Here is a 23,636-nt window from a genome sequence, read left to right as displayed (position 1 = left end):
TCATAATTTGCTAAAGCGACTATCTCGCTTCTGCCACTCGCTCGGACCGATCGTACTCTGACCAAGTCGTCGCATTGATGTCTTTTTCATCAAAAACAACAACGTGCTCAAGTATCGGCAAAATCCCAATTTGCGAGCCAATCTCATGATTATGATGACTGGCGACCAAGGACAAAACTGTCTGCCCATCATCGAGTTGTAAGCGATACAGATAATTGGCACCGCGAAAGACGCGCCCAATTACCAAAGCGGTCTGCGTACTATCATCATCATGGATTATATCGTCAGGGCGCACGAGCACCTTAATCGGTGTACCATTGGGATAATCGTACTCACAATACTGCGGCTGCCCTGACTCATCATAAACTTCCATGCGACGGTAAATATCACCTAACGCGGTCTCGACGTGACCTTCTTTGATAATGCCATCTATCATCGCCCCTTCACCGACAAACTCGGCGACAAACGGACTGATTGGCTCATGATATAGCTCGCTTGGTGTCGCCCATTGAACCAGTCGACCTTTATCCATCACGCCTACTTTATCTGCCAGCGCAAAAGCCTCATTTTGATCATGAGTCACCAAAATAGCGGTGGTATTGGTACGTTTGAGAATATCACGGACATTCATGGCCAATGACTCACGCAGTACCACATCCAAATTAGAAAAGGGCTCATCGAGTAGCAAGAGTTTGGGATTGGGCGCTAACGCTCGTGCCAAAGCAACGCGTTGTTGCTGTCCACCTGAGAGCTCATTGGGTCGTTTGTCAGCATGCTCAGTCAATTCAACAAGGCTTAGCATCTCAGCCACGCGGGCTTTTTTGTCGGCTGCTGACCATTTATTGAGACCAAAAGCGATGTTTTTTGCCACGCTTAAATGCCCAAATAACGCATAGTCTTGAAACACCATGCCCATGCCACGTTTGGCTGGCGCGACGGCAAACGAGGTCGTCGGCGTCTGTTCTGTCAAGCGTTGGTTATTTAAGCCAATCGTGCCGCGACGACTTTGCTCTAATCCCGCAATGGCTCGTAATGCCGTGGTCTTGCCGCAACCGCTATAACCCAAAAAGCAGCCAATCTCGCCTTGCTGTAAGCTTAGCGATAGTCCATTAACGATGATGGTATCGTCATAACCGACGATTAAATCTTGGACGCTAAAGTAAGGATTGGTGGTGATATTTGTCTCAGTATGTGCGGTAAAGTTAGCATCGTGCTTAGCGATATTATTATCCTGCATTTGGTAAACTTCATCTCTTGATACTAATGATTTTTTTACATTATCAGCGTGCACTTTCACTTTAGCCGTAGCCGACTTAGGATTGGCTGGGTCTGTTGAGTCTTTAATCAAGTCAGTATACATAGATGGTACCAGTAAGCGATTAATGAATAAAACCAATAAATAAAACGGTAAAAAATTATGGTACTAATGAAGGCTTAAGCGCGATCAACTCTGTCTTTAACTTCTTAAATAATAAACGGCAATGTCTTAAATAATAAACTGTTTTCAACTTATCCCTGCTTATCACTTTGGCGCAGCAGTATCCAAACGGGAATAAGACCGACCAACACAATCAGCAAACTTGGCAATGCTGCTCTGCCCCACATGCCTTCGCTGGTCATCTCAAACACCCGCACTGCTAGCGTATCCCAGCCTTGCCGCCGTGTCATCAAAGTGATCGGCATCTCTTTCATCACTTCGACAAAACCCATCAATAAGGCCGTTAGAACCCCAGGGCTGAGTACAGGCAACATCACTTGCCGCCAACGTTGATAAGGGCTGTCACTCAGTAGTTTAGCAGCTGCTTCCTGATTGACAGTCAGTCGCTGTAACTGCCGATCGACTGGCTGAAAACTTACCGTCATAAAGCGCGTCGATAAGGCAAGGAGCATCACGATCACACTACCCGACAGCACTTGCTCTGAGGTCACACCGAACGCAATCAGCTGATTGTCTATCCAAGCAATTGGGATAAATATACCAACAGCCAGTACTGTACCCGGTACAACATAGCCTAGATTGGCTAAAGTCGTCATAAGCTTGGTTGATTTATCAGGATATTGGCGCTTGATCCACGCAATAATGATGGCTAAAAAAGCAATGAAAATGGTGGTCATGCTCGCAATCATGAGACTGTTGGTGACAAAATCAATATAACGGGCGTCAAAATCTTGGCGAAAATTCAACGCGGTCCAGTAGATCAACTGCAAGAACGGTATTAGGAAAGCCAGCAAAAACACCAGTGTACATAGCAGCGTCATGGCCAGTTTAGCAGACGCACTGGCTTCAAAACGCTGATTGCTGCCTTGGGTAACTATATTACCGCGCTTGGCTTGCCAATACTGCTCAAACAATACGACGATAAATACCACACCGATTAACAAAGCGGCTAATTGCGCGGCAGTCGTTAGACTAAAAAATCCAAACCAAGCCTTGTAAATAGCCGTCGTAAAAGTGTCGACATTGAAGACCGAAACCGCACCAAAGTCCGCAAGCGTTTCCATACTGGCGAGTAACAAGCCGCCAATTATCCACGGCAACGCTTGCGGTAATGCCAAGCGGAAAAACACGCGACTGCGGCTTAAACCAAGCATTTGACCCGCTTCAATCGCTCGCCTGCCTTGTGACAAAAAGGCCTGACGCGCTAGCAAATAAACGTAGGGATAAAATGCCAATGACAATACCAAACCTGCGCCCCAGACATTGCGTACTGACGGAATGGCTGTATCGATGCCTAACTCTCGTAAACCTGTCTGTAGCGGTCCACTAAAATCAACAATACCGACGGTAACAAATGCCAGTACATAAGCCGGTATCGCCAGCGGTAGCATCAGCGCCCACGAAAAAAAGCGCTGTCCGGGAAAGCGATACATGCTGGTGATCCAAGCAAGTGCGGTGCCGATACTGCCAGAGATAACCGTCACCATCACCAATAAAATCGCGGTATTTTTGAGGACTTGTGGCAGCACATACTCGCGCATGTGCGTCCAGATATCTGCCACTGGCTGCGTCCATGACAGCAGGACGATGAGAATTGGTACCAGCATAAACAACGAAATCAGTCCTAAGACTGATTTTGAGAGGATACGTTTGCGAACGGCATGGTCTTGACTAACAGCCAAACTACTATGGTCACTGCCATTGTTATTGTCGTTGGCTGTCTTGTCTTGACGAACAGACGCATTTGGCGTTGTTATCATATAATTATTACCATGTCATACGCATAGAGATCTCGATCTAATTCGCCTATCGCACACCCAAAAACACCATTTTCTCTGTCAAACTTGCTCAGCTTACTGTTCCGCTTACTAAGAGTCATACTGACATTTATCTTATGGCTACTGTCATTTTTTGGGCATGGTTGGCTTGTGATACTCTATTTATAACCTGCTTTGTCCATCATTTGAATCGCTTGGGTTTGACGCTCGCCAAACTTTTGCACGTTGATATCATCTTTTTTGAATTCGCCCCACGATCTGAGCATATCTGACTCATCAACGCCTTCTTTGACTGGATATTCTTTATCAGAGCTGGCATAGAGGCCTTGCGCCTTATCCGAAGACAACCATTCCATTAATTTGAGGGCGCCATCAGGATTGTCTGATCCTGTCACCACACCTGCCCCAGAAATATTCACGTGGGTACCAGTAGTGCCTTGGTTTGCCCAAAAGACTTTGACAGGAAAATCAGGCTGCTCATCGAGCAAGCGACCATAGTAGTAGCTGTTAGACAAGCCTACTTCACACTGACCGGCAGCAATAGCCTTTAACATGCTAGTGTCATCACTGAATACGTCAGTGGCTAAATTATCTACCCAACCACGAATGACGGCTTCGGTTTTTTCTTCGCCTAAGTTTTCAATCATACTGGCAACCAATGACTGGTTATATACAGAGTTTGAGGTGCGCAAACAAAGCTTGCCTTTCCATTTTGGATCCGCCAAATCTGCATAAGTAGATAATTGGTCGGCGCTGACTTTACTTGGGTCATACATGATAGTACGGGCACGTAATGACAGACCTGTCCACTGACCTTTTGGATCACGATATTTTGCAGGGACATTGGCTTCTAATACCGTCGATGCGACTGGTTGGAGCAATCCTTGTTCTGTGGCTTGCCACAAATTACCCGCATCTACAGTCAATAGCATATCCGCTGGCGTATTTTGACCTTCCGCTTGCAAGCGTGCCATCAATGGACCACTTTTATCAGTGACCAGTTCAATTTTGACACCTGTTTCTTCTGTATAGCGGTCTAGCAAAGGCTTGATCAGCTGCTCGTTACGTGATGAGTAGATCGTAATCGTTTGTCCTTCAGCACTCGTCGCGCCATCGTTAGCCACTTCTTGCTCGCTACTGGCTGGCGCCGCTTCAGCATCAACGCTTTCTTCTGGCGTAGAGGAATTACTACAACCCGCAAGCCCTAGCATCATGCCAAATACGGCAACAGGTAAAGTGAGCTTGGTAGAAGGTAAATTTGCGCTGAAAGCTTTCAATGACATGGTTTTCCCCATAATGGTGCTACGGATAAGTGAGAGAGATAAAAAACATTACTCATTAAGAGTAATAAGAGCATATTAGTTGAAAACAACATACTAATAGAAATGAGATTAATTATCAATACATTTATTTAACTGGATAAACTGGTGTTTGTTTGGCTAAATCATTGCTTTTAAAATACAATTTCAAAAGCAATGATTTAGCCAAATAGTGTTCGCTCAACACTTTTTTATAACAGCCATTGCCCCAAAATTACATTGACTGCCGCTTCAGTACGCAATATGCGTGGACCTATATGTACTGGCTGACAGCCTTGACTGGCAAGCAGCTCAATCTCATAGTCGATCCAGCCCCCTTCTGCGCCGATACAAACGAGACTGGGCAAGGAGGTGCTATTAGCTGAGTTGGTTTCTACGAACGATGGCGCAGTTTGCTCTTGCTTTGCTAGCACTTGCTGCTGCACATATTGCGAAAATGACAGATCGCTGTAAGGGTGCGCGACAATAGCGCGGTTGGTGATTAGACTTGCCAGCTCATCCTCGACAAAGGGTTTAAAACGCTTTTGCAAAGTAATGCGCGGGGCAACAGTATCCACTCCTTGTTGTAAGCCTTCTAATACGAACTCATCGAGGCGACTCAACATCGGACTTTGCCAATAGCTCTTTTGCGTGCGATAGCTATTGATAAGGATAATGTCGCGCACACCAAGCGCCGTCATATCCATTATCAAGCGGCGCAGCACTTTTGGACGTGGCAATGCTAAGATGACCGTTAGATTCAACTTAGCAGGTGGCGCAACTGACAATTGGACATCACCTAGCTGAATACGGTGAGCAGCAATCTCCTCAATCATCGCTGTACCAAGATTGCCACCGAGTTGCCCGATTTTGAGGGTATCTCCCACTGCTGCGGTCAACACGTCATTGATATGGTTGATTTGCGATAGATTATTGATTGTCGCAGAATTTTGCGAAAAGTTTTCGGCAGGCAGTAATAGACAGTTCATAGCGTCTCTTGGTTTGAGTGTTGCTCAATCACCTTTTCGATCATGGCAAATTGACGCGTTAATACTGCTTGCTGCTGTACGGTCATCTGCTCGCCAGCTTGCCCTGCTTGTTTGGCTAATAGCGGATGGATAAGCCAAGACTGTAGCTGATCATAAATGAGCGCCGTATCGTTAGCAGCCAATGAGGACTTATTGCGCGAGGATTTTTGCTTACCCTTCATATCTAGACTACTGATATCTGAGCTACTGATAGCTGAATTGGCGATATTTTCATTATTGGTAGCAACATCCTCTATATTAATTGGACGATAAAACGCATTGTTTGGCTGATATAACGCGCCCACACTCGCCAGCTTATCGACCACACTTTGACACGATTGGGTTTGGCGTCCCATTAGCACCGGTGTTGCCACACTCGCTGGCTCAACTGGATTGTGTCCGCCCACATCGACCAACGAACCACCCACCAACGCCACATCCGCTAATGCATACCATGTCATCAGCTCACCCATGCTATCTGCTAAATAGACTTGCGTGTCCGTATTGATTACTTCTTCGTTACTGCGCCGTGCCATCATCAACGTGCTGTTTTGGATAAGCGTCGCCACTTCATCAAAGCGTTCAGGATGTCTGGGCACGATAATCAACAGCGTGTCTGCCAGCGCTGGGTTGGATAATAGCTGCTCTTGTAATAACAGAGCGATGCTTTCCTCACCGCTATGGGTGCTGGCCGCGACCCAAATAGGACGATCCGCTATTCCCAACTCGACGGCAATAGCGCTCTTTTGCTTTTGTATAGTGGCACGCTCATCTTCTTTCTTAACAGCGCTGCCATCAGTCGCTTGTACATCATCAGTTTTGCTATCAATCGTTTCATTATTGAGCACTGGGCTATTAATGACCCACTTGAGTGAGCCCGCCACCCGGATTTGCGCACTATGAGCACCCAGCTGACGAAAGCGTTTGGCAGACTCATTGTCTTGCGCAATAATTAACGTCAGGTTTTTCATCATACTGGCGCTGACAGCAGCGATTTTTTGATAGCTTGTAAATGAACTGGCTGATAGACGACCATTGACTAAGATGCTCGGAATACGATGCTCGGATAGCTTGGCTAAAATATTTGCCCACAGCTCGGTCTCTACAAATAAAGCCGCAACTGGCTGCACGTGCGCTAAAAACGTTTCGATAACAGCAGGGCTATCTACAGGTACGTAGCTATGACTAAGCCGACCCTGAGCAATGTCATCAGCGAAACGACTGGCACCGCGGGCAAAACCTGTCTGCGTGGTATTGGTCAGCCAAATCTGATAACCATGAGCCAATAGCATGTCTAGCAACGGCGCTACTGTATTGGTCTCACCTAAAGACACCGCGTGGCACCAGATAACGTTATTATTCATCTCAGCTTTATGGTTTATTTCAGCTTTGATATCAGCTGTTGGCGCTGCAGGATAGTGCTTGCCGAAACGCTGCGCCACTTCTTGCTGATAGTTGTCGCGCTCGTGTGAGCGTCGCCAAACCTGTAGGCGATATAGCGGCTTTAGTAAGCCAATGATACATTGATAATAAAAGGGTGGCTGATACACTGCTCGACTGGACAACGCGGTAGATGAAGATGCGGTGGTAGAGGGTTTGGATGGCGTAGGAGAAGATGGCATAGAACAGCCCAGATTAGTAATGGATCAGATAATACCATTCTCAAAAAAACTGATGGTAAAAAACGCGACAATTCTACCTGAATTTGCTGCTTAATAATAAGCTTTTACGCAGTATGAGCTAACAAAAATCGTTTAGACAATAATTAATATTAACACCGCCACTACTAGCACTACCGCCAGTAACAGCTGATAGCGCTTAATACTGTGTTGCTCTTGCTTTTGTGTCGTTATCAACGCTTGCGCTTGCTGCCACTGTGCCACCAAACTGGCCGCTTCCACGTGACCGTTTTGGGCAGCTTGCTCTAACCAATATTTACCGTTATTGATATCTTGCACGACACCAACCCCTTGGTAATACATCTTACTGAGTAAGCGCTGCGCTCGGCTGTCGTCTTTGCTAGCGGCTTGCTTAACCCATTCAACACCTGCCTCTATACCAGCATTTTTATCAATCACCAAGCCTTCATCGAGTAGCTCATACATCGCCAAACGCAGCATAGCAGCGGTATTCCCAACATGCGCGGCCTCTTGTAGTTTCAACAACGCTTGCTTTTTTGCCGCCAGATGATTCTCTGAAAAGTTAATTTGCGCACGCGGTTTAGATTGCTTTGCAACATGCTGTTCAAACTGATCCAAGACTTTACGGGCTTGCTGATATTCAGCATTGCCCGCAGTTTGCGGCCGTTCAATCTCATCTAACTCTATGAGTAATTGGCTAAAAATTTCTGGGGTTGGTGAGGGTTTGACAGAAGTAGCTAACTTAGTTTGCGTTAATGCCGGTTCCAATTTAGACAGCTCAGGCTTTATCTCACCTTGTTGTTCATTCGATAAGTCTTTATTTGCCAGTGGATCGGCTATCATTTGCGAAGCAGTAGCTTCATTCAAAGCATTTTTATTCAAAGCAGCTCTATTCAAATCATCTGCTGGTGTGACCGTAATATTCTGCTCTATCAAAGAGTCTACGCTAGTGCCCACTGTCTGAGAATTAGAGTCTATGCTACTTGAGCCTAAGTCCACTTGAGAAGCCATGCGAGCAGCCACGTTAGATTTATTGTCTTGAGTGGTAATGGTAGACACGTAATTATTAGCGATTGGCAGTCTGGCACTAACCGCTTGATACAAGCCACTAGCAACTTGCCCGCCTTGAACCGCGACAAAGGGTCGATCGACATGACCGAACAAGCGCAAGCCTATCGGTTCTAGGGCAAAAAATATTGGCAAGCTGGCACTGTCATTAATATTGGTACTGTCATTAATATTGTCATTGTCATTAATATTGGCACTATTGTTTTCACAATATAACACTGCCATATGCTGATAAAAATCATCGGTGCTCAGCGACCATATTGGATAACGTTTGCGCAGCTCGAATTGACCATACCAATGCGGCGTATTTTGCCAATGCTGTGCCAATACTTGGCCAGCATAAAATGCCAAAAACATCATAAGATTACGATAGCGTTCATCCGTTAACAGCGCATCTTCATCCCAGTTACCCGTTTTAATCAGATCACGGCGTATCTGCGATAGCAAAGTATCTACCCGCTGTAAGCTCGATAGCGACTCATCCAAAGTGCAATCACGCAACTCCGCTTCATAGGCAATACCACCTGCGATAGGGCGTCCCGCTAAGAAATCTTGCCAATAGCCTGCGGCGATATAATCCAGTGGTGTTAGAGGCGATGCAGACATAAGACCAGCGTGTCCTTTTACAGTTAAGTAGGTAATGAATAGGATGACATCGTTATGATGGCGACAGTAAAACAATGTGTGGATAAAGACAATGTGTAGATAGTTTACCTTAGCCTAAAATTCAAACCGCTACAATAAACCGCTACAGTAAAGGACTAAACAAGCGTACCACATTATCAAACAAACGCTCATAGCCTGCGCGCTGCTGCCATTCTGCTAACGTTAAAAAATGACAGCTCTGTAGATAAGTCTCTTGACAGTTAGCAATTTGAGCGACCATTTCAGGGGTATAAATCGCCAAGCTGACTTCCATATTGAGATAAAAACTGCGCATATCAATATTTACTGTACCAAACAGACAATAATCATCATCGATCACCACGGTTTTAGCATGTAGCAGCCCGCCCTTAAATAAGGCAATGGTGACGCCCGCCTGCAATAACTCTTCATAATACGCTTGTGACGCATGCTGCACTAAAAACGAATCGACCTTTTCGGGAACGATAATCGTCACCTCTACCCCGCGCTTAGCCGCGATCGTCAGCGCACTTGATAGCGCCTCATCAGGTACGAAGTATGGCGTAGTAATACAAATGCGTTTATTAGCACGATGAATAACCGTCACCAAGGTATTATAAATAACATGCGCTGTTACCTGCGGTGCCGAAGGTATCAACTGCGCGATCACGCCTTCTATTACGGGCATCTGTGGTATGACTATCGACATTGAGCCAGTATGTAGCGGCTCATCAGCATCGATACTATCACCCAAAAATTTTACCCGACTGTTGATGTCATTGATAGTTGGATCCATCACATATAGCTTGCGGGTATAGTTATTGATTCGCTGGTTGAGCTCGTCTAGATTGTTGTTATTTTCAGCGCCGATATCGGTGACCACAACTTTTGCCATCGCCGTCGCTATACTGATGGTACGGTGGCTCACACTACGTATCGCCACATCGATCCATTGTCCGACATTTTTATTTTGTTTAAAAAACTTAGGATCGACCAAGTTAAAGCTGCCGATATAACCAATGTATTCATCAATGACCACCATTTTTCGGTGATTACGCAGATCTGAACGTTTAAATAAGGTCTTAAACAAGCCTACCGGCAACGACTGATGAACAAAGACACCTGCTTGCTCTAATATTCGATGCTCATTGCTATTAAAAAACCTAAAACTACCAACACTATCAGCCAATATATGACACTCAACCCCGCGCTGTACGGCAGCGACCAACGCCTCTATCACCTCTACTACCTGCCCCTTCGGATAGATGATATAAAACTCCATCAAGATGATACTCTTTGCTGACTCAATATCATCGATCAAACGCTTAAAAATAGCACTGGGCGCGGTTAGTAGCTGCATCTGGTGATCGGGAAACACCCCGAACCCTGTCCAGCGCGTCCCTATTTGGCTGACACCGCGATAGTTATCAGGCAACAAATCTTGCCCTTTATCAAAGACCAAATGCTCCCGCCTTGCCATCTCGTTCATTAGCAGGCTGGCTTGATCCATGCGTTCACGATAGCGACGTCCGATCATTGGCTCACCAAGCAGTATGTAGGCAATTAATCCTACGACAGGCAAGGTATAGAGCACAGCAACCCAAGCGATCGATACGCCAATATTGCGCTGTACCGATACAATTCGTAATGTCATGAGTATCATGAGCACGACATGTAATATCAGCCCCAATTCTGCAAAGTCACCCAATGACCATGTCGTAAAGTACTTTTCAATAGCAAAAGTGTCTATGCCTGCCTCCATCAACCAATCAGTCAATTAATACAAATCAAATTATTCAATACCTGCACGTACCATAAAGCATTATCAGTATAGTAGCTTTTAGCGCGCACACAATAGGTAACTATGTACCCACCATATGGGCTGAACAAGTCTTAATGTCGCTAACGTAAAGGAAAGATAATCATTAATTTATAAAATATATGAAATAACGTTTGACAGGCATATGTAAATCTATATAATACACACCCACAGCAAGGGGACTTAATTAAGTTCTATGTTGTTAGAATTTTTATTAATTTAGAGTGTGACAACTTTAAATGTTAAGACTTCTATAAGATTCCTTTTAAGGAATTTTAACTTGCGAAGCTAACGCTTCTCAGGGTGATTAGCTCAGTTGGTAGAGCGTCTGCCTTACACGCAGAATGTCGGCGGTTCGAATCCGTCATCACCCACCACTCTTTTAGCGAAGTGGGCTCTATTTATACGAGTAAGATGCTAAAAACGACCTAAGCAGCGGTAGTTCAGTTGGTTAGAATGCCGGCCTGTCACGCCGGAGGTCGCGGGTTCGAGTCCCGTCCGCTGCGCCATATTTAAAACGAATTTAAACTTTCGAGTTTAAGCAAGTTTCGCCTCAAGTATTAGTTTACTTGAGGTTTTTTTGTGTCTATTAATTTAACTAAGTGTTTGATTTATCTATGGTTTATCTCTTGCCTTAGTCAAAATCTCAATCAATAACATGGTTAAATAATATAGCCACATAATATAGATTGCTATAAAGTCGTCTGTCTCGGTTGTGGTGGTACAGAATAAGTGCCAACCACATGGGCGACCAAGTCACTAGAGCCTTCTGAGTAAAGAGAAACCTCGCCCACGATTAATGTGCGCCCTACTTTCATTAACGTGCATTCGGCGATAATACGGGCATCTGCTGAGGGTTTACGCAAAAAATTAATGGTCAAGCTCGTCGTCACAGTCAACGGTACAATACCAATTTTTCCCAATATTGCCACATAGATGGCCACATCAGCGACACTCATCAACACCGGCCCAGAGACCGTGCCACCAGGTCGCAGCTCATTGATACCTATCTCATGAGATAAGGTCGAACCCTTCTCATCTACTGACTCGACCCTACATTTGGTTTGCGGAAACTCCGCCTCTATAAAAGCGACGATTTCTTCTTTGCTTGCAGACATACCTACTCCTTGGTTTTAAGTGTGCTTACTGCCGACGTTTAGCCTTTCTCATTTAAGAGACGCTAATCAAAAACAGTTACCTGATTCTCTCCACCATCATTTATAGCACAATTCACATTATGAGCCGTATCTATATTAGGGTCTGTTGCCTTTAAGAACCTCAAAACTTCACCTGCTATCTAATATCACTTTTACTCTAGTATGAGAAGCAAATGATCAAGACCAACGACCAAACACTTACAACCCAATTGACATAAGTGCCAATTAGCGTAATATACACATGTTAATGATTATCATTATTATTTAACTCTTAGTCATCAAACTTTTTATACTCAGTGTTGTTTTAAAAAGCATGCTACCAATAAAAATCAACAAGAAAGCAATGCTCTGATTCTAAAGGGCTTTCAAATCATCAAAAGTTGTTTAAATTATAATCATCATACTTTTTGATATACAACCAATCAGTCAAATAAAGGAAGGTATTAAAATGGCAAAACCCACCCCAAGAATGCTAGAAGTTGTTCGCAGTAAATACCTTACGCCACATATGTGCCGCGTCACACTTGGTGGTGCTGGACTGACTGATTTTCCAGTAGACCAAGAAAGTGCTTATATCAAACTGATGTTTCCTCAAGGTGAGGAGACTCGACCATTAGTGCGCACTTATACCGTTAGTGTTCAACGAGATGAAGAAATAGATGTCGATTTTGCTTTGCATGAGACAGAAGGCCCTGCTTCAACATGGGCACGTAACGCCCAAGTGGGTGAGCAAATATTAGTAGGCGGCCCAGGACCAAAGAAGCTTATTAATAATGAGGCCGATTGGTTTTTATTGATCGGTGATATGACAGCATTACCAGCGATTACCGTCAATCTTGCCCAGCTACCTGCTGACGCACACGGCTATGCAGTCCTTGAGGTTACCACCGAAGCAGATAAGCAACTACTCAAAAAACCCGACAATGTCGACATTCATTGGGTGATAAACGCACATCCAAATGCACAAAGCAGCCCATTACTTGATCGTGTTAAAACGCTTACTTGGTTGACAGGACAACCTGCGGTGTGGGCCGCTTGTGAATTCCATAGTATGCGTGCCCTACGCCACTACTTTAAAGTAGAGCGTCCAATACCAAAGACCCATTTATACATATCTAGTTATTGGAAAATCGATAGCACAGAAGACCAGCATAAAGTTGTAAAGCAAAAGGATGCAGAGAGCGTATTATAATTTCGGTGTGTCAGCACGTATAAGCGAAACTGACATCGGACTTAGCATCAAAACTAAAAGAGTCCGCTTATAGGCGGACTTTTTCGTCAAAAATATGATTAAGAATATCTATGTAACCTTGAACGAACCTCGAATCAATTAGCCCTAATGCCATAGTCGGTTCAAGACCGTTCAGGTACAAAGAAGGCAAGTTAAAGCACTACAAATAGTAGACTAAACAAGCCTGCCTCCATACCTGATTTATAGTGGATTGACTATATTAAGCAAGCAGGATATCACCATGCTCATCACGTAAATTATTTTTCATCATTTTCCCTGCGCCGTTGAGCACAATATTATCTACAAAGACGACTTTATCAGGTATCTGCCAACTGGCCACTTTACCTTTATAGAACTCAAGAATCTGCGCCTCATCTACTGCCGAGTCTGCTTCTTTGACGACAATTAAGACTGGACGCTCGCCCCATTGTTTATGAGCCGCTGCAATCGCTGCGGCCATCTTAACCTCTGGATGCTCCACAGCGATGTTTTCTAACTCCACAGAAGATATCCACTCGCCCCCTGATTTGATCAAATCTTTTGAACGGTCACGGATATTCATATAACCATCGGCATCAATTGTGGCGATATCACCGGTATCAAACCAGCCATCTGCAGTAATGGCATCTTTATTTTCAGTAAAATAATCATCAATGACCCAATGCCCACGAATCTGTAAGCGCCCTTGTGACTCGCCATCTTCGGCGACTGGCTTGTCTTTTTGCTCCGTATCCATTAGACGTATCTTGACACCGTAAGGAGGGCGACCTTGCGATTTACGCAGCTCGTTAATCTCTTCTTTACTGAGCGACTTGTGCTTGGCTTTTATCTGGTTCATCGTACCGAGTGGACTGGTCTCCGTCATGCCCCAACCATGTATTGCATCGCAGTTAAAGTCCTCTCTAAAGGTTTTGATGACTGATGGCGGACATGCCGCGCCGCCGACGATCGTACGCGTCATACTGTCAAGCTTACTGCCTTTGTTTTTGGCAGCGGTTAGGAGACTTTGCCAAATAGTTGGTACGCCCAAAGCCACAGTCACTTTATAGTCATCAATCACAGACACTAAGCTGTCTCCATCAAGATTAGGACCGGGCAGTATCAAAGAGCAGCCCGTCAGAGCAGCGGCATAAGGCGTGCCCCACGCGTTGACATGGAACATCGGCACTACTGGTAGCAAGACATCTTGGGCAGACAACGAGGACACATCGGGCATACACAAAGCCATCGCATGCAGAACTGAGGAACGATGAGAGTACAAAATGCCTTTGGGATTGCCTGTCGTTCCTGAGGTATAACAGAGTGAGCTTGCAAGCTTTTCATCAAACTGCGGCCAGTCAAAATCAGGGCTATTATCTGCCAGCAACTCATCAAAGAACAGAGCATTCGGTAACTGCTCCAAGACTTTTTCGTCTCTATCACCCAAATAAATAAAGTGCTTAATGCCTTTGATGTGCTCTTTGATAGCGGTAATTAGTGGCAAAAAAGTAATGTCAAAGAATAAAGCTTGATCCTTCGCATCGTTAATGATGTAGGCAAGCTGTTCGGGGAATAAACGAGGATTAATAGTATGGCAAATCATACCGCTACCCGAGATTGCGTACCACGCTTCTAGGTGACGGCGATTGTTCCATGCCAAGGTGGCGATGCGCTCTGATGACTTAAGTCCCAGTGCTTGTAGCGCATTTGCCAGACGTTTTGAGTTATTGGAGACGGTCAACCAATCACTTTTGGTCATCTCGCCATTGACTTCTTTTGACAAGATAGCGGTATCACCATGATATTGGGCGGCGTGCTCAATGAGGCTGCTAATGAGCAGCGGCTGATACATCATTTTTCCTAACATCTGAATATCCTTATAGTGATTTTAGTGCTCGTCCGTGGGCATATTTTATATATGGAGCCTCATCAGTATACGTCAGTCTGAACAGTTAGAAAAATTAATTTCGTCTGATAGAAATAAAGAATATATCTTTTTTTCTTAATTAAGTAGCCGTTGTAGATGTCCTTATCAGTCTCTTTATTAGCGCTTTCAATACTGCCTACTACGTGTTCGTTCATCGGATGAACACGCTTATTTACACTTATATTTGCCCGTTATTTTCTAGAAATATACTGTCTCAACTTATGTTAAACCAGACATATTAGAAAACGAAAGCCTGCACCTGTTTACGACCCAGACTGCACTACAACATTAGGCAAACCTTGTACCGCTCTGTTTGCCGCGTCAATAGCACCAGCGACATAACCAGAGAACGCCTCTGACCATTCGCTACCGCAACCAGTTAGACTGCCTTGCCACACACCTGCTGTTGGCTTGGAAGCAGGTGCTACTGCATGCTGACCTGCGCCACTGACATCAGCAGGCATCGCCGTAAATGAATCTTGCGCCCAGTCTTTGATATATTCAGCCTTTGGTTTGTCTGCTTGTACACCAAATAGACGTACCATCTGCGCGCGGCAATGCGCTTTTAGCTCCGTCTCAGAAACGCTTTGGCGCACTTGTGCAGGGACGCCAAAGAAACCAAACACAGCACCTTCGCCCTCTATTAAAGAAGCATCGTGAATCTCAGTAAGCGGCCCTATCGCGCTGCGTGCTGCACCTGACAGTCCTTGATTGCGCCAAAAGGGCGAGTCATAAACCGCCACATACTTGGCATGTGGTGCCATCCAAGTGGCGGTCTCTTGCCATGCTGTTGCCAAATCTTGCGGTAAAGCAGGTTCAAATACGATATTACTAATCGCCAACCGAGGTGGTAGCGCAAGTAATACATGCTGCGCTCGCAACGTAGTCGCATACCTAAAGCTATCTTCGCTCTCTATTTCGTTATGCTGACCAGTTTTGGTTAAACGCTTTACGATTTGATCGGTTATGACACGCTTGACATCTAAGCGAGCATATAAAGCATCAGTTAGAGCCGTCATTCCACCCACGAGGCGCATAGATGGTGGCGAGCTCTGATAGCCTTGCGTGCGGATAGGCATCTCATTGGCAGCACGCTCAACCATCATGTCGCCTTCTTCGAACTGAGCGAAACGTGTCAAATCTAATGCCTCAATCAAATCACTTAATTGCGGCTGATACTCTGGCCAAAACCAAGACGGCCCTAAATCAAAGCCGTCGTTTGATTTTTTATGATCAACACTTTGGCTGCTAGTACTCATATCTGCTGATGACTTGGCAACAGTGATACGCCCGCCCAATCTATCACGAGCCTCTATCAATATATAATCGATGCCTTTTTGCTCTAATAAAAATGCTGCATATAGACCGCTTAAGCCACCGCCAACAATCACAATAGGTACGTCTTGCATATAAAATCATTCCTGCTTAATTGAAACTACTCACCCAACAACTTAGTCAGCATCTCATCTATCTCAACTTTAAACTCTTTATCTTCAATCTTATTTGCCGTGATTTTGGCATTTTGTAGACTTTGAATAGCCGCTTCTTTGTTACCTGTCTCAAGCTGTAACACTGCCATAGAAAAAGCAATCGACGACAGATGATCTTTTGAATTGATCGCCGTAGCTTTGGTTAGTGCTTTGTCATAAATGACCAGTGCTTCGTCCAAATCCTCTGTAAAGTCAGCAAGCGTTTCCCACTGCTCTGGATGATCTTTGTCTGTGTTTTCATTATCAGTACAGATGGCTTTTAGCTCAGCATAAAACGCATCAAATTTTTCTTGATTACCGATACGGTCAGCCTCTAGTAACTCTTCTGCCAATTTATAAATAGATTTATATATTTTGGTATTGATCATTGCTTACAACCTTTTATTGACTTGGGGTATAGATTATTTGGTTAGGATTATAACGTAATTCTAGGGCGTGTCCTCATTTTAAAAATGGTGATAAAAATGAGATAAATTGCAGTCAAACAAGGAAAATAGCGCAGATAATATCGGGATATTAACCAGCTATTTAACGATGTTTGGCAAAATTTAGCCATTTTTAGCCCGTTTAGATATGATCAATTGAATTGAGGACACGCCCTAGCGGCTCAGATAATTGCCACAGAAAAGGACACGATATTTATATGGCTGTTATTAACATTACTATGAACATTATTAGGGCTACTATTCATACTATAGTCGATTCAATTTAAAAGTAGTACAAGGCAACCGAGTGTAGATGTATATTTGATACTTCAAGCGAGGTTAACGCTGTAATACTTTTATAGTGGAATGACTATTAGGGTTACAACTCTCGCCAGTGCAACCAAAGCCGTGTATCTAACTCAAACTGGTGATATTCAGGCTCCATATGGCAGCATAATTGATAAAAAGCTTTGTTATGCTCATGCTCTTTAAAATGCGCCAACTCATGCACGACGATCATGCGCAAAAACTCAGGCGGTGCTTCTTGAAACAAGCTGGCCACGGTGATGCTATTATGCGATTTCAGCTTACTGCCCTGTACGCGAGACTGAGTGGTATGAATACCCAGCGCATGTTTTAAGACTTTTAATTTACTGCTATAACTGACATTCGATAACGGGCCAACTTTGCGCATATACTGGTTTTTAATGTCATTGATATATTGATAAAGCACCTTATCGCTTTGCACCTGATGCTGAGTGGGATACTTTTTTTCTAGATAAGCGCCCAGTTTACCTTCGCTAATGAGTAACGCGGCTTGGGTTTGAATTTGCTCAGAATAATGAGCGATGTACTTTAATGTGGTCACAAATTTATCCTTTGCTGGTACTTCAAATTTTGTCTCTATAGATTTTACCCTATATCTACTATCTGCCTATCATTGGTTCATAAAAAAACCCTATAAGCTGCATTCAACTTATAGGGTCAGTGTAAAGTCGAGTATATTACTTAGCTATTAACGCTCTAAATGTAGATACTGCAAATGACGCTCGTACTGGTTTAAAATATCGACCAATACTTGCTCTTTGGAGTAGCCAACCAAGTCATACTCTTGTGAGCCTTCGCTTAAGAACACTTCTGCACGATAATAGTATTCTGCGTTCTTAGTTGAGGTGCTCAATGTAAAGTTAGGACGCTCAGCTTTAATCAGGTTAACCTCATAAATAAAGTCATCTTCATCGCCATGTCCAACACGCAATTTGAGACCATCTATTTGACCGCTACTCTCGTCCATACCCTCATCTATATCTTGTCCGATATGTTCAGGGTTACGGATATCCAAAGAGGTTTTTAGACCACCTGCGGCAAACTCTTTTTCAACTTCCGTCATAGCAGGTCTGACCACATTTTGTAAAAACCGTTCAACTTGTGCATGTTTAGGGAAACTGACAATACGTTGCAAGCGTGCTTTCCAGCTCTTACCGCTATCGAGCACGTTAGCCGTACCAATCGTACTGGCTTTGCGCTTATTGCCCTCTTCTTTTAATGATCTCCACATCGCCACCATATAGAGCACAAGAATGAGTGAGAATGGCAAACCTGCAATCACAGATACTGACTGTAATGAGGCAAAACCACCAGCAAACAATAAGCCCAAGGTAATAAGACCGGTCGCTGCTGCCCAAAATAAGCGTAACCAAACAGGTGCATCCGTATCATTGGTCATACCTCTTGAGCTCAAGTTCGCTAATACTAGCGCGCCTGAGTCAGCTGAAGTCACAAAGAATACTAACCCAATCACAACACCTGCAAATGACAGCACTTCGCTGTAAGGAAAATACTCAAACAAAGCAAACATGCCCATCGCCGCATCATTAACTGCGATTTCACCAAGCTCAGTGGCACCATTGGCAACCAAATCTATCGCTGAGTTACCAAAGATAGAGAACCAAGCAAAGATAAAGCCAAGTGGGATAAACATCACACCAAATACGAACTCACGCAGGGTACGACCACGGCTAATACGCGCAATAAACAGACCTACGAACGGTGCCCAAGCGACCCACCATGCCCAGAAAAATATCGTCCAGCCTGATTTCCAATCAGCGCCTGCTTGACCATCATAAGCATAAACATCAAAAGTTTTGAAAACGATGGTTTGGAAGTATTGACCAATATTTTGGGTAAAGGTATTCAGCAAATAAACCGTATTACCCATCACCAATATCGCGATTAATAGCAATATCGAAGACAGCATGTTGAATTCGGATAAACGGCGGACGCCTCTTTCCACACCAGTCATCGCAGAGATCGCCGCGGCAGCGACCACACCTATGATGATAAAGGTTTGAACCATTTTGCTAGATTCAATCCCAAACACATGAGTCAAACCAGCATTGGCTTGCAATACACCAATACCCAAACTGGTCGCGATACCCATCAAGGTACAAACCACACCAAAGGTATCGATACCATCACCAAGCCAGCCTTTAATTAAGCGCTCGCCAAAGATAGGCGTCAGTGGTGAACGTAACGCGAGTGGCATGTTTTTACGATAAGCAAAGTACGCCAATGCCATCCCGATTAAAGCATAAATGCCCCAGCCATGTAGACCCCAATGTAAAAAGGTCTGCGCAAGTGCTTCACGCATAGCCGCTTCACTGGCAGGCTCGAGCCCCGTATGCGGCGTCAGATAATGCATCAACGGCTCAGACGCACCAAAGAACAATAAATCAATGCCGATACCAGCGGAGAACAGCATCGCTGCCCACGCTAAAAAGGGAAATTGCGCCTTTTCGTGATCTTGACCAAGCTTGATATCGCCATACTTAGAAAAGCCAACAAACAAGGCAAATATACTATAAGCGGCAACCACCAGCATGTAATACCAGCCAAAGCTCTCTGATACCCATGCCATACTCGAACTTAATAGCGCCTCACTATAATCTGGAAACGCAATCGTCCAGATTATCAATAAAATAGAAATAATAGCTGAGCCTAAAAAAACCGTCTTATTTAGAGTCAGGGGTTTCGTCGCATCCTTTGATGGCGAGCTGTACATAAAAGACCTCAATAGGTAAATTAAACAGGGTCTGATATTGCTTTGTCCGTCATAACTTTATGACTGATAACCGCGTGACATACAAATAACTGCATGACGCACAAAGCAGTACCAATAAATAAAAATTTGTTGCTCAAGTAATGACCACTTAAGTAATTGCCACTTCAGTAATTATTTAAGCAACAAGGTAAGTCATTAAAAAATCAATTTTAATGGTGTTCGTTTTCTAAAACAGTAGCACGGATAAAAAAGACCTTTATAAAAAGGCCTTCTTATTAATATTTAATTTAAACAGAGCCATAAGCACGCATCGGCTCAGCTCTCAATGGTGCACCATTGGCAGTAAAGTAATCTACCGTCGAGCGTGGTAACTGCACACCGCGCATCTTATCAACGATTTTTTCTGCCAGCATAATGGTCGTCGCGTTGAGATTACCACTGATGATATTTGGCATAATCGATGCATCAACGACACGCAAGCCATCGATACCATGCACCAGACCTTCACCATTGACGACCGAATCATTGTCTTCGCCCATCGCACAAGTACAAGATGGATGATAGGCCGTCTCGCTGTGGTTACGGACATACTCGTCCAACTGCGCGTCGGTCACTAGATCATCGGTTGGTGCGATCGATCGACCACGATAAGGGTCAAGCGCTGGCTGATGCATAATCTCACGAGTGATGCGCATGGCAGCACGGAACTCTTGCCAGTCTTGATCATGAGACATGTAGTTAAACAAGATACTTGGATGAGCACTTGGATCTTTCGACGTCAGCTTGACGCGGCCACGACTGGGCGAGCGTAATGAGCCCACATGTGCTTGGAAACTATGAGACTTCACGGCACTGCGGCCATCATAACGTACCGCAAGTGGTAAGAAATGGTACTGAATATTAGGATGCGTGAATTTTTCATCGGTACGAATAAAACCACCACCTTCGAACTGATTTGACGCGCCAAGACCCGTACCGTTGAACAACCACTCAGCACCGATGGCTGGCTTATTCCACCATTTATTGGCAGGTGCAATCGACACTGGCAGCTTACATTCATACTGCATATACAGCTCTAAATGATCTTGCAGATTATTACCAACACCTGGTAAGTCTATAATCTCATTAACACCCAAATCCTTTAGCCATTGACCAGGGCCAATACCAGAACGCTGCAATAATTGTGGCGAAGCAATCGCACCAGAAGAGATAATCACCTCACGAGAGGCATGAAAGTTCTTGGTTTGACCTTGGTGCTCGACTTTGACACCGATTGCGCGTTTGCCATCAAACAAGATCACATCGGTTAGCGCACCCGTCAAAATCGTGATATTACTACGCGGCTTAGCACGGTCAAGATAACCACGAGCCGTTGAGGCGCGGCGACCATTAGGCGTCACAAACCGATCCATCGGCCCAAAGCCTTCCTGCTGATAGCCGTTTAAATCGTCGGTACTTGGATAGCCAGCTTGCACGCCCGCTTCAATCATCGCTTGAAACAGTGGATTGACCCCTGGTTTTGAAGTGGTCATCTCAACGGGACCACCTACACCATGATAGTCATTCTCGCCAGCATCACGGTTTTCTAGCTTTTTAAAGTAAGGCAGGCAGTCCAAATACGTCCAATCTTCTAGGCCTTTAATCTTAGACCAATCATCAAAATCTAGTGCGTTACCACGGATATAACACATACCGTTAATCAATGACGAGCCGCCAAGTCCTTTACCGCGACCGCAGTCCATGACGCGGTTATTCATATTCGGTTCAGGATCGGTCTTGTAGCCCCAGTTATAGGTCGTTCCTTGCAACGGCATGGCGAGCGCTGCTGGCATCTGCGTACGAAAATCTAAGCGGTGGTCTGGACGACCCGCTTCTAATAGCAGCACCTTAATGTTGGCATCTTCGGTCAAACGCGTGGCCAGCACATTGCCTGCTGATCCTGCGCCAACGATGATGTAGTCATACTCAGGTGTGGTTGATGTCATAAAACGCTCCATAATATTGAAAAATAAATCATTTACTATCAGTAAAGTCGAACAAAGAACAAATTAGCTCTACTACTGAACCACTTTACTGATTAAGAATTTTCTCAATAAGATTGATTAAAAGACAGATTCAAATGCGCCCAACTCTACTTGGATAGATTTGGTCTGCGTATAATGCTCAAGGGCTTCAATACCGTTTTCGCGGCCAACACCTGAATGCTTGTAACCGCCGACTGGCATTTGAGCGGCTGATTCGCCCCATGTATTTAACCAGCAGATACCCGCTTCAATTTGAGCAATGACTCGATGTGCTCGGGTCAAATCAGCAGTCACGACGCCAGCTGCCAATCCATAATCGGTATCATTGGCACGGCGAATGACTTCTTCTTCGGTCTCATAAGTCAATATCGACATCACTGGGCCAAATATTTCTTCACGTACGATAGTCATTTCATCAGTACAGTCAGTGAATACCGTCGGGGCAACGAATGCACCATTTGCCAATTCGCCTGTTGTCACACGGTCACCGCCTATTAGCAAACGTGCACCGCTAGCTTTACCTTGCTCGATATAGCCAAGCACTCTTTCCATATGCGGGAAGCTGACTAGTGGGCCCATGTTGATGTTTTCATCCATTGGATCGCCCAATTTAATACGCTCAACACGCAATAATATGGCTTCTTCAAACTTGGCCTGTAAGGCTTTAGGGATAAATACACGCGTGCCATTGGTACAAACCTGACCACTGCTATAGAAGTTCGCCATCATTGCGATGTCCGCAGCTGTATCGATGTCCGCATCATCAAATATGATTAGTGGCGATTTACCACCCAGCTCTAATGTCACGTCTTTAAGAGACGATGATGCCGCGCTCGACATGACTTTTTTACCCGTCGGTACGCCACCCGTAAACGATACTTTGGCGATATCAGGATGCTGAGTTAAGGCCTCACCCACTTTATAATTGCCTTGCACGACGTTGAACACGCCATCTGGCAAGCCTGCTTCTGTCAAAATTTCTGCCAGTTTCAATGCAGTTAACGGTGTCACTTCTGATGGCTTAAAAATCATTGCATTACCAGCAGCTAGTGCTGGTGCTGCCTTCCACATCGCGATTTGAATCGGATAGTTCCATGCACCAATACCAGCGACCACGCCAAGTGGCTCACGGCGAGTATAGACAAAGCTGGTATCACGTAGTGGAATCTGACGACCTTCAATCATCGGTGCCAGACCTGCATAATATTCAACGACATCCGCACCAGTGACGATATCGACATACTTGGTCTCAGAGTAAGCTTTACCCGTGTCTTTGGTTTCTAGCAATGCCAACACATCGTTGCGTTCGCGCAATATCTCAACGGCCTTTGATAGGATTCGACCACGCTCAACTGCTGTCAGTGCTGCCCAAACTTTTTGACCTTTTTGTGCTGCTTTAACCGCCTCATCAATTTGCTCATTGGTCGTTTGTTGAATCGTCGCCAGCACTTCACCCGTCGCTGGATTGATATCTTCAAAAGTCGTCAGCGTTTCATCTACCGCCAAATAACGGCCGTTAATATAAGCCGTTTGTATTTGTTCTAAGTCGATAATATCTGTTAAGTTATTTGAGTTTGTATTAGTAGCTGTCATGCAGTGCTCCTATCGACGACTGGCAAAAGCCTTATAACTAAGCTAGTACCGAATAA

16 protein-coding genes and 2 tRNA genes are annotated in these 23,636 nt (G+C 44.6%); 3 read left to right on the top strand and 15 right to left on the bottom strand.

Translation table 11 applies throughout. The features are described 5' to 3' along the window. Window positions 1-19 precede the first annotated feature (19 nt). From ACTQ9T_RS02380 to ACTQ9T_RS02350, 7 genes are all read right to left on the bottom strand, one after another. Window positions 20-1,360, bottom strand: coding sequence for an ABC transporter ATP-binding protein (locus ACTQ9T_RS02380; RefSeq protein ID WP_440463958.1), 1,341 nt, complete (start codon window positions 1,358-1,360; stop codon window positions 20-22). Between the two features lie 149 nt (window positions 1,361-1,509). Then, window positions 1,510-3,198, bottom strand: coding sequence for an ABC transporter permease (locus tag ACTQ9T_RS02375; RefSeq protein WP_240215382.1), 1,689 nt, complete (start codon window positions 3,196-3,198; stop codon window positions 1,510-1,512). Between the two features lie 176 nt (window positions 3,199-3,374). Then, window positions 3,375-4,499 (bottom strand): extracellular solute-binding protein, encoded by a 1,125-nt coding sequence (locus tag ACTQ9T_RS02370; protein WP_189580428.1) that lies wholly within the window; start codon window positions 4,497-4,499, stop codon window positions 3,375-3,377. A 227-nt stretch (window positions 4,500-4,726) separates the two neighbouring features. Next, a complete protein-coding gene (locus ACTQ9T_RS02365) occupies window positions 4,727-5,503 on the bottom strand; it encodes a 16S rRNA (uracil(1498)-N(3))-methyltransferase (protein WP_440463957.1) in 777 nt (258 codons plus the stop codon). Then, the gene (locus ACTQ9T_RS02360; protein WP_440463956.1) at window positions 5,500-7,164 is read right to left on the bottom strand and encodes a 3-deoxy-D-manno-octulosonic acid transferase; all 1,665 of its coding nucleotides are present in this window, start codon (window positions 7,162-7,164) and stop codon (window positions 5,500-5,502) included. The genes ACTQ9T_RS02365 and ACTQ9T_RS02360 overlap by 4 nt, the downstream gene beginning before the upstream one ends. 132 nt (window positions 7,165-7,296) lie before the next feature. Continuing rightward, a complete protein-coding gene (locus ACTQ9T_RS02355) occupies window positions 7,297-8,856 on the bottom strand; it encodes a tetratricopeptide repeat protein (RefSeq protein ID WP_440463955.1) in 1,560 nt (519 codons plus the stop codon). Window positions 8,857-8,998: 142 nt separating this feature from the next. Further along, a complete protein-coding gene (locus ACTQ9T_RS02350; RefSeq protein ID WP_440464448.1) occupies window positions 8,999-10,636 on the bottom strand; it encodes a cardiolipin synthase in 1,638 nt (545 codons plus the stop codon). Window positions 10,637-10,994: 358 nt separating this feature from the next. Here ACTQ9T_RS02350 and ACTQ9T_RS02345 point away from each other — a divergent pair. Beyond that, window positions 10,995-11,070 (top strand) — tRNA-Val (locus ACTQ9T_RS02345). Window positions 11,071-11,125: 55 nt separating this feature from the next. After that, window positions 11,126-11,202 (top strand) — tRNA-Asp (locus ACTQ9T_RS02340). A 183-nt stretch (window positions 11,203-11,385) separates the two neighbouring features. On the opposite strand, the gene ACTQ9T_RS02335 is transcribed toward ACTQ9T_RS02340, so the two are convergent. Beyond that, window positions 11,386-11,811: a PaaI family thioesterase gene (locus ACTQ9T_RS02335; RefSeq protein WP_210540173.1), complete on the bottom strand. Its 426-nt coding sequence runs from the start codon at window positions 11,809-11,811 to the stop codon at window positions 11,386-11,388. A gap of 487 nt (window positions 11,812-12,298) precedes the next feature. On the opposite strand from ACTQ9T_RS02335, the gene ACTQ9T_RS02330 reads away from it, so the two are divergent. After that, entirely contained in the window at window positions 12,299-13,042 is a 744-nt protein-coding gene (locus ACTQ9T_RS02330) for a siderophore-interacting protein (protein WP_440463954.1), read from the top strand. A gap of 259 nt (window positions 13,043-13,301) precedes the next feature. Here the strand turns inward: ACTQ9T_RS02330 and ACTQ9T_RS02325 are convergent, their stop codons facing one another. The 7 genes from ACTQ9T_RS02325 to betB all read right to left on the bottom strand — a co-directional run bounded on the left by ACTQ9T_RS02325 (window position 13,302) and on the right by betB (window position 23,580). Then, complete coding sequence (locus ACTQ9T_RS02325; protein WP_440463953.1) at window positions 13,302-14,927, bottom strand: long-chain-fatty-acid--CoA ligase; 1,626 nt, start codon at window positions 14,925-14,927, stop codon at window positions 13,302-13,304. A 323-nt stretch (window positions 14,928-15,250) separates the two neighbouring features. Continuing rightward, window positions 15,251-16,396, bottom strand: a complete 1,146-nt coding sequence (locus ACTQ9T_RS02320) for a flavin monoamine oxidase family protein (protein WP_440463952.1) — start codon at window positions 16,394-16,396, stop codon at window positions 15,251-15,253. Window positions 16,397-16,422: 26 nt separating this feature from the next. Continuing rightward, window positions 16,423-16,845, bottom strand: coding sequence for a tetratricopeptide repeat protein (locus ACTQ9T_RS02315; protein WP_352311026.1), 423 nt, complete (start codon window positions 16,843-16,845; stop codon window positions 16,423-16,425). Between the two features lie 436 nt (window positions 16,846-17,281). After that, window positions 17,282-17,770 (bottom strand): M48 metallopeptidase family protein, encoded by a 489-nt coding sequence (locus ACTQ9T_RS02310; protein ID WP_240215372.1) that lies wholly within the window; start codon window positions 17,768-17,770, stop codon window positions 17,282-17,284. Window positions 17,771-17,917: 147 nt separating this feature from the next. After that, window positions 17,918-19,963 carry a choline BCCT transporter BetT gene (gene betT / locus ACTQ9T_RS02305; RefSeq protein WP_194619092.1) on the bottom strand — a complete coding sequence of 682 codons (2,046 nt, stop codon included), beginning with the start codon at window positions 19,961-19,963 and terminating at the stop codon, window positions 17,918-17,920. Window positions 19,964-20,250: 287 nt separating this feature from the next. Then, a complete protein-coding gene (gene betA / locus ACTQ9T_RS02300) occupies window positions 20,251-21,948 on the bottom strand; it encodes a choline dehydrogenase (protein WP_440463951.1) in 1,698 nt (565 codons plus the stop codon). A gap of 117 nt (window positions 21,949-22,065) precedes the next feature. After that, window positions 22,066-23,580 carry a betaine-aldehyde dehydrogenase gene (gene betB / locus ACTQ9T_RS02295; protein ID WP_440463950.1) on the bottom strand — a complete coding sequence of 505 codons (1,515 nt, stop codon included), beginning with the start codon at window positions 23,578-23,580 and terminating at the stop codon, window positions 22,066-22,068. Window positions 23,581-23,636 lie beyond the last annotated feature (56 nt).

The organism is Psychrobacter sp. ASPA161_6, from assembly GCF_051970285.1.
Taxonomy (GTDB): domain Bacteria; phylum Pseudomonadota; class Gammaproteobacteria; order Pseudomonadales; family Moraxellaceae; genus Psychrobacter; species Psychrobacter glaciei.
This window is presented reverse-complemented; position numbering and strand designations above follow the sequence as displayed.